The organism is Neisseria sp. Ec49-e6-T10, assembly GCF_051132615.1.
GTDB lineage: Bacteria > Pseudomonadota > Gammaproteobacteria > Burkholderiales > Neisseriaceae.
The window spans coordinates 147,783-161,537 of record NZ_CP152375.1; the positions used below are offsets into that span (position 1 = coordinate 147,783).

Genomic DNA, 13,755 nt, shown 5'->3' on the forward strand with positions numbered 1-13,755 from the left:
GTTATTGATACAAACTATTTTGAATCGTAAAAATCATTAATTGAACCTAGTAATCGAGCAAAACATGTTAAGACAAATAACACAGAATGCCCAATGGATAACAATATATAATGCAACAACTTTTGTAGCATAATCATCAATCAGTTTTATTTAAAATGATGAATAACCCTTCAATGCCTTTTTAACCAAGAAAATTTCGTTTCCCAAATAACGGGCGCTACTTTGACCAAATGTGCCATAGCGAAAACATTACCAATAGCAATCAAAACAAATAAAATAGCCACATTGTCCAACCAAAGCAATAATAAGGTACTTGCCCCTGCGGCAAAAACCATGTAAATAGCATTAACAATATTATTAACCGCAACGGCTTGAGACAAAGAACTATTGGCACTGGCATACTGTAACCATGTATAGAGGGGTACGGTAAAAAAGCCACCAAAGAACCCTAAACACAAAATACTGATCATTGATATCCAGTATTGCGGTGTTTGTAAAAACAATCCAATACCAATTTCTGCGCCCTCATATGGTTTAATAAAAGGAAAAGCCAAAGCAGATCCAGCAATCGTCATGCCAAAAGCACCGACCAAAACCAATCCTAATTCTAAATTACCTTTTGATAGCTTGGCACAGGTTACTGAACCAATAGCGATACCAATTGAAAATAATGCCAACAATAAAGTAAAAACGTCTTCAGAGCCACCTAAATTTAACTTTGTAAAACTAATCAATTGTGTTGTATAAACAGAGCCTAACAACCAAAACCAAGATAAGCCTAAAATGGCAGCCCGCAAATCTTTATGGCGCCAAACGGCAACAATAATAGACTTGGTATCTTTTGCGATATTGAAACTGACTTTTTGCTGTGGATTTACAGGCTCCAATTTGGGCATAAAATAAGCAAAAGCATAACCCACAATGGCTGTTGTTAATGTTAAGGCGATCATCATTTCTGCCCCCCCTTTAACCATTTGAGTGCCTACAATTTGCCCTGATAAGATGGCAATAAAAGTGCCCATTTCTACTAGGCCATTCCCCCCAACCAGCTCTTGTTGAGATAAATACTTAGGCAAAATAGAATATTTCACAATACCAAAAAATGTAGAATGAATACCCATTAAAAATAGCGCAATGAGTAATAAAACAGCAGAATGCAGATAAAAACCCACACCAGATAAAGTCACAATACAAATTTCGCTTATTTTCACAGCTTTAGCTACTTTTGCTTCATCAAAACGCTCACATACGTGGCTGGCTGTGGCTGAAAACAGAAAATAAGGCAACATAAATAAACCTGCGGCTACATTATTTAATAAAGCTGGCTCTATCCCCAAAACACCCAAACCATGGTAAGTAATCAAAACAAAAATGGACACTCTAACCAGATTATCATTAAAAACACTTAATAACTGAGAACCAAATAATGGGAAAAAACGACGTTTATAAAAAAACGAAAAATCAGTTTTCAAGCAAATAACCCCCAGAGTATAGTTTTACAAAGTATAGAATAAATTTTATATGATAAATCAGAATCATTCTGACCAGTTACAAAAATAAAGGCATATTTTATCATTGAATGAATCACACAATAAAAAAAGCTTTGGTAATTTTAATTATACCAAAGCTTTTTATCATAAAACTTGTGTTTATTTATAGTTTTTCACACCATCTTCAAGCTCTTTTGTGGCCGCTTCAATACCGTCCCAACCTTGAATTTTAACCCATTTACCTTTTTCTAAATCTTTATAATGTTCAAAGAAATGAATCATTTGATCACGCAACAACTGTGGTAAATCTTCTAAAGATTTAATCGTGCCATACATAGGGCATAATTTTTCTACAGGAACAGCCACAAGTTTAGCATCGACACCACCATCGTCTTCCATTTTCAACATCCCTAAAGCGCGACAACGAACGACGACACCAGGAGGCAAAGGGAAAGGGGTCACAACCAACACATCAACAGGATCACCATCTCCAGATAATGTTTGAGGAACAAAGCCATAGTTAGCAGGATACATCATTGAAGTACCCATAAAACGGTCTACAAACAAAGCACCACTGTCTTTATCAAATTCATATTTAACAGGATCTGAATGAGCAGAAATTTCAATCACAACATTAAAGTCATCAGGCATGCTTTTTCCTGGGCCTATAGCACTTAAATTCATTTATGTCTCCTTGTTTGACATCTATTTGTTCAAAAAACGTACTATTATAGCAGTAAGTAATGAATCTCATACATTAACAGGTTATAATCATATAATAAAATTCATGATGATCAGGTTAAGGAGTAAGATTATGTTAGATAAAGTAATCGAAAATGTTGATGTGGTACTACGGACATTATTTGCGCCAGCCCATACTATTCGCCCTTATCCTGATCAAAATGTACCAGAAGCTCAAATGACAGAAAAAGAAAAAAAACATGCTCTAGGGCTTATGCGAGTAAACCATTGTGGGGAAGTTTGCGCACAAGCACTTTATCAAGGGCAAGCTTTAACTGCTCGCACTCAGGAAAACAAAGAAGCCTTTAAACATGCAGCTCAAGAAGAAGTAGAACACTTAGCTTGGACAGAAAAACGTATTCGTGATCTTGGGGGCAATACCAGTTTATTCAATCCCTTATGGTATATGGGCTCTTTGGCTATTGGTGTGAGTGCTGGCTTATTAGGTGATAAATGGAACTTAGGGTTTTTAGAAGAAACTGAAAATCAAGTCGGTGCACATTTAGGCAGCCATTTAAAAGAGCTGCCAGAACAAGATGCCAAAAGCCGTGCAATTGTTACTCAAATGCAAGAAGATGAACTCAAACATGAACATATGGCACGAGACTTTGGTGCAGCTGCTTTACCTTTTCCAGTTAAAGCCATGATGAAACTAAGCGCAAAAGCCATGACAACCTTAAGTTATAAGTTTTAATGACTTTTAAGATGATCTAAAATAAACAACTTAATTTTAGATCATCTATCATGATTTCCTAATAAACGGCGATTAAAATCTTCAATTTTTCCTTCGGTAATACGCTTACGCATATTATTTTGCCAACTACTTGATAGCCCTGTTGCTGATGACAATCGTTGATACTGTGCAGGGTCAAAATCAAGATGGAAAGCAATGGTAATTGCCTCTTCTACTGAAACATCACTATAACGGTTAACCAATTCTAATGGCTCATTACTACTGACCTCTCCAACACAAATCACTCGATACAACCAACCGCACAAACCTGTTTGTTGCATACGAACAGATAAATCATCAACACAAAAATGATCATTTAACTTATAGCAAGGTGAACGGGGCTGAGTAACCTGAATCATCGCATCGGCCCAACGAAACACATCACCTATACAAACATTCTGTTCTGTTAAGCCAACAGTAGCAATATTTTCACCAAAAGCAGAAGCACAAAAATGTTCCTTAATTTGGGGAAAACATTTTTGCCAATATATATAATGTTCTTCCGGATAATGACAAAGCGCTCGATCAGGACCACCATGAAAGCGTTGTTCTGCTTGTTCATCGCCAGTTAAGCCTAATTCATTCAAAAATATACGTGTGTTTACTTCCCGTTTTTTTATTGCGCTCTCATCAATATCCTGATAAGAACAAACTTTCCCTACATAAACACGTGGAAAATACATATCTATACTTTACGTTTTTTAAGTTTAATCGTGAATTATTTATTGTTCTCAGGCTCTTTCACTTCAAAAGAATGAGTAATGTTTACGGCCTTACTCAACATAATTGAAGCGGAACAATATTTTTGGGCAGATAGCTCAACTGCCTTTGCAACAGATGTTTCAGACAAATCTTGCCCAATCACCACGAAATGTAAATGAATATCGGTAAACACTTTTGGGATGGTATCTGCTCTTTTTGCTGTAGCTGTTGCATAACAGTCTACTATTTTTTGACGTTGTTTTTGCAAAATAGTCACCACATCATAACTGGAACAACCCAGCGTCCCCAATAATAAAAGTTCCAACGGACGAGCGCCTCTATTTTGTCCGCCTCCTTCTATAGCACCATCTAACACGATTGAATGTCCGCTTTCAGTTTGTCCTAAAAAACAAACACCATTGACCCATTGTGCGGTTACTTGCATGTATGTCTCCTGTTTATATGTAATTGGTTTTGGCTTAAATCGCAATACAGCGTAAAATACGCTATTTTTAACAGATTGTCTCTTTAAATTATGTTGGTTTTAGGAATTGAATCTTCTTGTGATGAAACAGGTGTGGCTCTTTTTGATACAGAAAAAGGACTCATAGCACAACAATTACATACTCAAATGGCCATGCATGCCCAATATGGCGGAGTTGTGCCTGAATTGGCCAGCCGCGACCATATTCGTCGTTTGGTTCCTCTGACCCAAAATTGCTTACAAGAAGTTAATTTAAGCTTAAACCATATAGATGCAATTGCCTATACACAAGGTCCAGGTCTTGGTGGTGCATTATTGGCTGGAGCAAGCTTTGCCAATGCGCTAGCTTTTGCATTGGATAAACCTATTATCGAAGTGCATCATTTAGAAGGTCATTTACTTTCGCCTTTGCTTTCAAAAAACAAACCACAATTTCCCTTTGTCGCTTTATTGGTTTCAGGTGGACATACCCAATTTATGTCTGTTACCGATATTGGTGAGTATGAATTATTAGGACAAAGCGTAGATGATGCAGCAGGAGAAGCATTTGATAAAACAGCTAAACTCTTAGGTTTAGACTATCCTGGTGGCGCTAAACTTGCAGCATTGGCTCAAGAAGGCACCCCAAACAGATTTGAGTTCCCTCGTCCAATGAAACACTCTGGTGACTTAAACTTAAGTTTTTCTGGCTTAAAAACAGCGGTATTAACCTTAGTCAATCAACTCAAAGAAGAGCAGCAACTAGATACACAAACCATTAAAGACATTTGCTTGGCATTTGAAAATGCTGTAGTAGATGTTTTAACACACAAAGCAAAACAAGCTTTAAAACAAACAGGATTTACAGAGCTGGTCGTTGCCGGTGGCGTTGGTGCCAATCAAGCGCTACGTCAAAGCTTGTCTAAAATAAATGCAAAAGTCTATTTCCCTGAGCTTGCTCTATGTACAGATAACGGCGCAATGATTGCATTTGCTGGCGCCATGCATTTAAAACATGCTCACCCTGTCGGACAGTTTAGTGTCAAACCCAGATGGGCATTAACCAACACTAAAGAATGAACCCATTCAAATAAAATAACCCAATTTCTCAATACCAACATTAAATCAATGCACCTGCGCATATTATTTGGTAACAAGATGGAAAAGATATGATTGAAATTAAAAATTTAGCGCTACAGCGTGGAACCAAAGTTTTATTAGATGATGCAAGCTTAACCATCAAACCCCATACCCGAATTGGGCTTATTGGTGCCAATGGTAGTGGAAAATCCAGTTTATTCTCATTAATTAAAGGTGAAATTAATGCAGATAAAGGAGACATCAACTTACCCAAACATTGGCTCATTGCCAGTGTAGCACAGGAAACCCCAGCTTTAGACAAAAGCGCCCTAGAATATGTATTAGATGGTGATCAAAAACTACGAGAATACGAACAAGCCTTAAAAAAAGCAGAAGAAACTGAAGATGGTGAACAAATTGCTTATTTTCATCAAGAATTAGCCCATATTGATGCCTATACGGCACCTTCCAGAGCAGCCAAACTACTTGATGGTTTAGGTTTTAGCCAAAATGAACACCAGCAAAGTGTTAAATCTTTTTCTGGTGGCTGGCGCATGCGTTTAAATTTGGCACAAGCATTAATGTGTCGTGCAGATTTACTGTTACTGGATGAACCAACCAACCATTTGGATTTAGAAACCGTTCTTTGGTTAGAAGAATACTTAAAAAATGTGCCAACCACACAAATTATTATCTCCCACGATAAAGATTTTCTGAACATCACCACCACTCATATTGCTGAATTATCTAATCAAAAACTGGCTTTATATACAGGTAATTATGAGCGTTTTGAGGAAGCACGCGCATTAAAACTGAGCCAACAACAAAATGCCTATCAAAAGCAACAACAACAAATTGCCCACCTAGAAAGCTTTATTAATCGTTTTAAAGCAAAAGCCACTAAAGCGACACAAGCACAAAGCAGAATGAAGGTATTAGAAAAATTGCAACGTATTGCACCAGCACATTTAGATGCCGAATTTACATTTGAATTTGCTTTGCCTACTCATTTACCTAATCCTTTATTAAAAATGGAACAGGTTAATTTGGGTTATGAACATACCCAAATTTTAAATAATATTAATTTATCTATTGAATCTGGTGCCAGACTTGGCTTGCTTGGTGTCAATGGCAGTGGTAAATCCACATTAATTAAAGCATTATCTGGTTCATTAAAACCATTATCAGGGCAAATCATCACATCCGAAAAACTCAATATTGGCTACTTTGCCCAACATCAACTTGATACATTACGAGACGATCAAAGCCCTATTTGGCATATTCAAACACTCTCCCCCGATGTTAGAGAACAAGAAATCCGTAATTTTTTAGGGGGGTTCAATTTTATGGGGGAAATGGCCTTGGCGCCAATTGCCCCTTTTTCTGGTGGAGAAAAAGCCCGTTTAGCTTTAGCAATGTTGGTTTGGCAAAAACCTAATCTACTGCTACTTGATGAACCAACAAACCACCTAGACCTAAATTTAAGGCATGCGCTTACGATTGCCTTACAAAGTTATACAGGTGCACTTATTTTGGTGTCACATGATCGAAGCTTATTAGAAGCAACAACTGACGCCTTTTTATTGGTTCAAAATGGGCAAGTAACCACCTTTGATGGTGACTTACATGCTTACCGACAATTGCGTTTACAAAATACAAACACCCAAAAGGATCTCAACCCCAGCAAAGAAAGTACCAATCGTAAAGAAAATAAAAAATTGGAAGCACAAATAAGGCAAGAAATTTCACAACAAACCAAACCATTCCAACAAAAATTAAAAAAAGCAGAAATACTTTTGGATCAATTACACGAAGAAAAAAACAAACTAGAATCTTTTTTAAATGATGAAAATGCTTATCAAGAGGAACAAAAACAGATTCTACAAACCAACCTTGCCCGTTTAACAGAAGTAAAAATACTGCTAGAAAAAACGGAAGAAGAATGGCTATTATTACAAGAAGAAATCAGCACACGAGAAAATGAGATAAAAGAGTTGTATAAACGTGAAAATTTATAACCAACAGTTGGGCCTTAAGTTATTGTAAATAGGGTACACTTTTTGCACCCTCACTCACAAAAACTGAGAGAAACCGCCTTTGCAAACTTTATTTTTTTTAAAATATGGTAAACTGTAAAACAACAGTTTGGAAAAAGAAAGTATATGAAAAAGTTTGTTTTTACAGGTATTTTTTTAGCGTTTAGCACCAGTGCTGTGGTAGCAGCACCGATTTATCGTTGTATGACCAGCACTGAAGTAACCTTTACCAATAAGCCTACCTCTGGCTGTCAAAAAGTAGACTTAGGGCCTATAAGCGTCATTGGTACAAAAAAATTCAATAACAGTAATACAGCGACCAGAACAGCGAAAAAACGCAATACAACGACACCTAAGACAGCGAAAAATACTGCTTACCCAACAGAAAGCGCGGCAGAAAATAGTTCACGCAATCAAGGACGTCGCCAAATTTTAGAAGCAGAATTAGCCAACGAACGTAATGCCTTATCAAAAGCACAACAGGCATTAAGTGCTCAAAATGGTTCTAAAACACCAGATCAAGTAAAACAACTACAAAACGCTGTAACAGACCGACAAAAAAATGTTGAAGCAATACAAAAAGAACTCAGTCGCGTATTGTAAAAATAATATTTTACCTCCATATAAAATAAATACCGAGATTATTATGAAGAAAGTTGTGTTTACTTTACTTGTATCAATTGGTTTAATCAGCCATATTTATGCAGCACCCGTTTATCGATGCATCGTTGGTAAAGAAGTCACCTTTACCAATAAACCAGGCAATGGCTGTAAAGCGGTCAATCTTGGTCCAATTAGCGTCATTGGTACAGAGAAAAGCCCTTCCAGAACCACTAAAAATGCGAATAACACAGCAAACAATAATTACCCCAAAGAATCTGCAGCAGAAAATGCCACACGAAATCAAGGGCGTCGTCAAATTTTGGAAGCAGAACTGGCCAATGAGCAAAAAGCTTTAGCTGATGCCCAAAAAGCGTTAACAGAGGGGCAAGCAGTCAGAAATGGTAATGAAAAAAACTATGCTAAATACCAAGAACGTGTTCAACAATTGCAAAATGCTGTCAGCGACAGACAAAAAAATATAGACGCAATTCAAAAAGAAATCAGTCGACTATAGCTCCTTAAAAAGAGGCTGTTAGATTAATAGCAGCCTCTTTTTTCATTTATGACCACAATTTTGTGCCAATTTTCACATTGATTTCACATAAAATTTTCCCTATTTTGAAGTAAATGACTTAAAAATAACCTGATATAGTGCATTTGCAGCCTTTTGTGTTTACAATAAACAATTTTGAATTTCGTGAATCAATATGCAAATATGGCTCGGTCCCAAAAACATACCCTGTTTTGAACAAGGTTGTGCTTTAACCATAGGTAACTTTGATGGCGTACACTTAGGCCATAAGCACATTTTAAGACGTTTAAAAGACGAAGCAATTACTCGCCAATTGCCTGCTGTTTTATTGACATTTGAACCCCACCCAAAAGCGTATTTTGCAAAAAAAGCAGGACATCAGCCCCCTGCCCGCTTAAGCTCCTTACGAGACAAACTACAACTCTTAGAAGATACACATTGCCTAGATGCAGTATGGGTGCTTCGTTTTAATCAGCAATTGGCAAACTTGAGTGCAACATCATTTATTGATAAAGTATTATTAAGTACACTTAAAACGCGCTACCTACTCATCGGAGATGATTTTAAATTTGGTGCTGAACGACAAGGTGACATTAATTTATTAAAGCAACAAACCCAGTTTGTCACCGATGTAACACCAAGTATACTGGTGCAAAGCCAAAGAGCTTCAAGTACCTATATACGTGATACACTAACTGATGGGCAATTGGATAACGCCGCACGCACATTAGGACATGATTTTTTTATATCTGGCAAAGTGAAACATGGTGCCAAAAGAGGTCGTACCTTAGGATACCCGACAGCCAATATTCACCTACAAAAGGCCTTGTACCCACTAGGTGGGGTATTTGTTGTTGAAGTAACAGGTTCATTCGGTAAACGTGGTGGTGCAGCCAGTTTAGGACTTAACCCAACAGTAAGTAACACGAAAGAGCAAAAACTAGAAGTATTTATATTTGACTTGCACGAAGATCTATATGGTCAAAATATAACGGTACACTTTCTAAAAAAACTCAGAGACGAAGTAAAATTTGACAGTTTAGAAAGCTTAAAAGCACAAATAGAACAAGATGAATTAGAAGCACGCCATTACTTATCCACTTTAAAACGAGAAAACTAATACGAGAGCAATATGACAGATTATCGCAAAACAGTAAATCTTTTGGATACACCATTTCCTATGCGTGGAGATTTGGCAAAACGTGAGGGTGCGTGGGTAAAACGTTGGCAAGAACAAAAACGTTATGAAAAACTACGTAATATAGCAAAAGGTCGACCAAAGTTTATTTTGCATGATGGCCCTCCCTATGCCAATGGTGACCTTCATGTTGGTCATGCGATTAATAAAACGCTCAAAGACATCATTGTACGCAGTAAAACCCTAGCTGGGTTTGATGCGCCTTATGTGCCTGGTTGGGATTGTCATGGTTTGCCAATCGAATTAATGGTTGAAAAACTGTATGGAAAAGAAACACCCAAGCCTAAATTTAGAGAATTATGTCGAGAGTATGCAACAGAACAAATTGCCCGTCAGAAAAAAGACTTTATTCGTTTAGGCGTAATCGGTGATTGGGACAACCCTTACCTCACCATGAATTTTAAAACAGAAGCAGATATAGTCCGAAATCTGGGTCATATCTATAAACAAGGTTTCCTACAAAAAGGGGCAAAACCCGTTCATTTTTGTATTGAATGTGGTTCATCTTTAGCCGAGGCCGAAGTAGAATACAAAGACAAAAACTCCCCTGCAATTGATGTTGGTTTTAGAGTAGTCAATAATCAAGCGCTTGCTAAAGCATTTAATTTAGCGCAAGTTGATGGCAATAGCTACGCCGTTATTTGGACAACCACACCTTGGACTTTACCTGCAAATCAAGCAGTCAGTATTCACCCAGAAGTCACCTACCAATTAATCAATACGGCTAAAGGTAATTTAATCTTAGCAAAAGATCTGGCAATGGCAGCACTTGAGCGTTACCAATTACCAGAAAGCAGTATCTTAGGTGAAACTGAAGGCGTAAATTTAGAGTTTCTACAGCTTAAACACCCTTTTATTGATCGGGAAGTACCACTAATTTTAGGTAATCATGTGACCACTGACGCAGGTACAGGTCTTGTACACACAGCGCCAGCACATGGTTTAGATGACTATATTATTGGTCAAAAATACAAACTGACCATTAGCAATCTATTGACAGATGATGGTAAATTCACCGCAGAAGTACCTTTTCTTGCAGGTAAAACGGTATGGGAAGCCAACCCGATTATTACAGATACATTAAATAGCTCAGGCCATTTGTTTGCACATGTTAAATTGCTACATAGCTACCCACACTGTTGGCGCCATAAAACCCCTATTATTTTTAGGGCAACAGCGCAATGGTTTATCACGATGGATCAACCAGGCCATCAAGGCCAGTCACTACGTGATATTGCGTTAAAAGCAGTTGATAATACTGAGTTTTTCCCTGCTTGGGGTCAAGCGCGTTTAGAATCCATGATCAGCGGTCGCCCTGATTGGTGTGTGTCACGTCAACGTAGCTGGGGTGTGCCCATGACTTTCTTTATCCATAAAGAAAGTGGCGAATTGCATCCTAATAGTTTTGAATTACTTGAACAAATTGCCCAAAAAATTGAACAAAATGGTATTGAAGCTTGGTTTAGTTTAGAAGCAGAAGAACTGTTAGGCAATGAAGCTCAAGAATATAAAAAATTAACCGATACCTTAGATGTTTGGTTTGATTCTGGCTCTACTCATTACGCTGTTTTAAAACAGCGACCTGAGCTTGATTGGCCAGCTGATTTATACTTAGAAGGCTCAGACCAACATCGCGGTTGGTTCCAATCTTCTATGTTAACAGCGTGTGCTGTCTATGATCGAGCACCTTATAAACAGTTATTGACCCATGGTTTTGTGGTAGATGGCAAAGGCAATAAAATGTCTAAGTCTTTAGGCAATGTTATTGCCCCTCAAAAAATCTTTGATTCACTAGGTGCCGATATCTTACGTTTATGGATTGCCTCAACTGACTATTCAGGTGAATTGGCACTTTCAGATGAAATTTTAAAACGCGTAACAGAAAGCTACCGCCGTTTACGCAATACCTTGCGCTTTTTATTAGCCAATCTTTCTGACTTTGATCTAATGGATCATGTTGTGCCACAAGAAAACATGTTGCAACTTGATCGTTATGCTTTAATCATGACACGCCAGTTACAAGAAAAATTGGCAGGCGATTTATATCCGCGTTATGCATTCCATCATGCTACACAAGAAATTGTCAATTTCTGCTCTGAAGACTTAGGCGCATTTTATCTGGATATTATCAAAGATAGACTATACACCACTCAAGCCAACAGCCATGCCAGACGCAGCGCTCAAACAGCTTTATATCACATTACTCGTAGCCTATTGCTTCTGATCAGCCCTATTTTATGTTTTACAGCAGAAGAAGCATGGGAAGTGCTCAGTGGTTCAGAAGAAGACAGCGTTCTTTACCATACACTACATGAGTTTCCACATATTGCACCAGCAACAGAGCAAGAGTTAATTACAAAATGGGAAGCTATTCGCGAAGTACGTTTAGCGATCAATAAGGAATTAGAACGATTACGTGTGGATGATCAATTAGGTTCGTCCTTACAAGCCAGCATCCATATTCACGCACCAGAAGCAATCTATTTACATTTAAATAGTATTGGCGAAGAGCTACGCTTTATTTTCTTAGTATCAGAGTGTACCTTAAGTAAAGCAGACTCCTTAACAATTGAAGCCAAACCACTGAACTACAAAAAATGTGAACGTTGCTGGCACTATACAACGGATGTAGGAAATGACACCAAACATCCTTGTTTATGTAGCCGCTGTATCAGCAATATAGAAGGCACAGGAGAAACCCGTCATTATGCCTAACCCAGCTGAGCGCAACATCAAGTACGTATTTTTAGTTGTCTTCGTTTTTGGACTGGATCAACTGGTAAAATGGCTTGTTTTACACTATATAACCTTACATGATCAAATCAATATCATTCCTCATTTTTTTGATCTGACGTTAAGGTTTAATTCTGGCGCCGCATTCAGCTTTTTAGCGGATGCTGGTGGCTGGCAAAAATACCTATTTTTAACGTTAGCTATTGCTGTATGTGTGTTTTTTAGCTATGAAATCAGTAAGAATAAGTTTGCCAAACTCGGGAAAATTGCTGCCTCCTTTATTATGGGGGGCGCATTAGGCAATGCTTTTGATCGCTTGATTCACACACAAGACCCTTACCATGGTGTGGTTGACTTTTTGCTATTTTATTACCAAAACTGGGCATACCCTGCCTTTAATATAGCTGATAGTTTTATTTGTATTGGCGCAGTCTTGCTAATATGGGATAGTATTCAATCCAAGAAAAAGATATCTTAAGTTTAAAGAAACTCAAAATGAACAAACACATCATTTTAGCGAACCCACGTGGTTTTTGTGCAGGTGTTGACCGAGCAATCAGTATTGTTGAAAGAGCATTAGAAAATTATGGTGCCCCCATTTATGTGCGCCATGAAGTTGTCCATAATAAATATGTTGTGGATAATTTAAGGGCAAAAGGTGCTATTTTCATAGAAGAACTAAACGAAGTACCAGAAGGGGCAACTTTGATTTATTCTGCCCATGGTGTTTCACTGGCCATACAAGAAGAAGCCAAACGCCGAGGGTTTAGAATTTTCGATGCAACCTGCCCTTTAGTGACAAAAGTACACAGTGAAATTAAACGTCTACATGATAGTGGTTTCACCATTATCATGATTGGCCACAAAGGTCACCCTGAGGTAGAGGGAACCATGGGTCAAGTAGACAGCAAAGTTTATCTGGTAGAGACAGAAAATGATATTCCAAATCTACCTGTTCACCCACAAGAAAAACTGGCTTATGTTAGTCAAACAACATTATCTGTAGATGAAACCAGTAGTATTATTGCTGCATTAAAAAAACACTTCCCTAATATAGAAGGCCCGAAAAAAGACGATATTTGCTATGCCACACAAAATCGCCAAGACGCTGTAAAAAAACTGGCACAAAGTTGTGATATCGTGATTGTCGTTGGCTCGCCCAATAGTTCGAATAGCAATCGTTTACGAGAAGTAGCAGCCCAACGTGGAATCGATGCCTATATGGTTGATAATGCCTCTTTATTAGAAGAAAAATGGTTTGAAAATAAAAATAAAGTCGGTGTCACAGCAGGTGCTTCTGCGCCAGAAATACTGGTACAGGAAGTCATCAAAACCATAGAAGCAATGGGACACAATGATATACAAGAATTAGCAGGAGAAGAAGAAAATATAGCCTTTGTTTTACCAAAAGAATTGCGTTAAGCATTGCACTTACGCCATAAAA

General features: G+C 37.8%; 13 protein-coding genes. 9 read left to right on the forward strand and 4 right to left on the reverse strand.

Going from position 1 to position 13,755, the window contains the following annotated elements:
• Positions 1 to 170: 170 nt before the first annotated feature.
• Positions 171 to 1,472, reverse strand: a complete 1,302-nt coding sequence (locus AADH04_RS00700; RefSeq protein ID WP_434778338.1) for an MFS transporter — start codon at positions 1,470 to 1,472, stop codon at positions 171 to 173.
• Between the two features lie 177 nt (positions 1,473 to 1,649).
• Complete coding sequence (ppa, locus tag AADH04_RS00705) at positions 1,650 to 2,174, reverse strand: inorganic diphosphatase (protein ID WP_434778339.1); 525 nt, start codon at positions 2,172 to 2,174, stop codon at positions 1,650 to 1,652.
• A gap of 130 nt (positions 2,175 to 2,304) precedes the next feature.
• Between ppa and coq7 the strand changes: the two genes are divergently transcribed.
• Positions 2,305 to 2,925: a 2-polyprenyl-3-methyl-6-methoxy-1,4-benzoquinone monooxygenase gene (gene coq7, locus AADH04_RS00710; RefSeq protein ID WP_434778340.1), complete on the forward strand. Its 621-nt coding sequence runs from the start codon at positions 2,305 to 2,307 to the stop codon at positions 2,923 to 2,925.
• A gap of 41 nt (positions 2,926 to 2,966) precedes the next feature.
• Here coq7 and yiiM read toward each other — a convergent pair whose 3' ends face one another.
• On the reverse strand, positions 2,967 to 3,647 hold the full coding sequence (gene yiiM, locus AADH04_RS00715) for a 6-hydroxyaminopurine reductase (RefSeq protein ID WP_434778341.1): 681 nt from the start codon (positions 3,645 to 3,647) through the stop codon (positions 2,967 to 2,969).
• A 35-nt stretch (positions 3,648 to 3,682) separates the two neighbouring features.
• Positions 3,683 to 4,111, reverse strand: coding sequence for an OsmC family protein (locus tag AADH04_RS00720; RefSeq protein ID WP_434778342.1), 429 nt, complete (start codon positions 4,109 to 4,111; stop codon positions 3,683 to 3,685).
• Between the two features lie 90 nt (positions 4,112 to 4,201).
• Here AADH04_RS00720 and tsaD point away from each other — a divergent pair, with 90 nt between their 5' ends.
• From tsaD to ispH, 8 genes are all read left to right on the forward strand, one after another.
• Positions 4,202 to 5,209 (forward strand): tRNA (adenosine(37)-N6)-threonylcarbamoyltransferase complex transferase subunit TsaD, encoded by a 1,008-nt coding sequence (gene tsaD / locus AADH04_RS00725; protein WP_434778343.1) that lies wholly within the window; start codon positions 4,202 to 4,204, stop codon positions 5,207 to 5,209.
• An 89-nt stretch (positions 5,210 to 5,298) separates the two neighbouring features.
• Positions 5,299 to 7,227 carry an ATP-binding cassette domain-containing protein gene (locus AADH04_RS00730; RefSeq protein ID WP_434778344.1) on the forward strand — a complete coding sequence of 643 codons (1,929 nt, stop codon included), beginning with the start codon at positions 5,299 to 5,301 and terminating at the stop codon, positions 7,225 to 7,227.
• A gap of 144 nt (positions 7,228 to 7,371) precedes the next feature.
• The gene (locus AADH04_RS00735; protein ID WP_434778345.1) at positions 7,372 to 7,848 is read left to right on the forward strand and encodes a hypothetical protein; all 477 of its coding nucleotides are present in this window, start codon (positions 7,372 to 7,374) and stop codon (positions 7,846 to 7,848) included.
• Positions 7,849 to 7,891: 43 nt separating this feature from the next.
• Positions 7,892 to 8,362, forward strand: coding sequence for a DUF4124 domain-containing protein (locus tag AADH04_RS00740; protein WP_434778346.1), 471 nt, complete (start codon positions 7,892 to 7,894; stop codon positions 8,360 to 8,362).
• 193 nt (positions 8,363 to 8,555) lie between these two features.
• Positions 8,556 to 9,500 (forward strand): bifunctional riboflavin kinase/FAD synthetase, encoded by a 945-nt coding sequence (gene ribF, locus AADH04_RS00745; protein ID WP_434778347.1) that lies wholly within the window; start codon positions 8,556 to 8,558, stop codon positions 9,498 to 9,500.
• 12 nt (positions 9,501 to 9,512) lie between these two features.
• Positions 9,513 to 12,293 (forward strand): isoleucine--tRNA ligase, encoded by a 2,781-nt coding sequence (ileS, locus tag AADH04_RS00750; RefSeq protein WP_434778348.1) that lies wholly within the window; start codon positions 9,513 to 9,515, stop codon positions 12,291 to 12,293.
• Positions 12,286 to 12,789 (forward strand): signal peptidase II, encoded by a 504-nt coding sequence (gene lspA / locus AADH04_RS00755; RefSeq protein ID WP_434778349.1) that lies wholly within the window; start codon positions 12,286 to 12,288, stop codon positions 12,787 to 12,789. Before ileS ends, lspA begins: the two co-directional genes overlap by 8 nt.
• Before the next feature lie 17 nt (positions 12,790 to 12,806).
• Complete coding sequence (gene ispH / locus AADH04_RS00760) at positions 12,807 to 13,733, forward strand: 4-hydroxy-3-methylbut-2-enyl diphosphate reductase (RefSeq protein WP_434778350.1); 927 nt, start codon at positions 12,807 to 12,809, stop codon at positions 13,731 to 13,733.
• Positions 13,734 to 13,755: the final 22 nt, after the last annotated feature.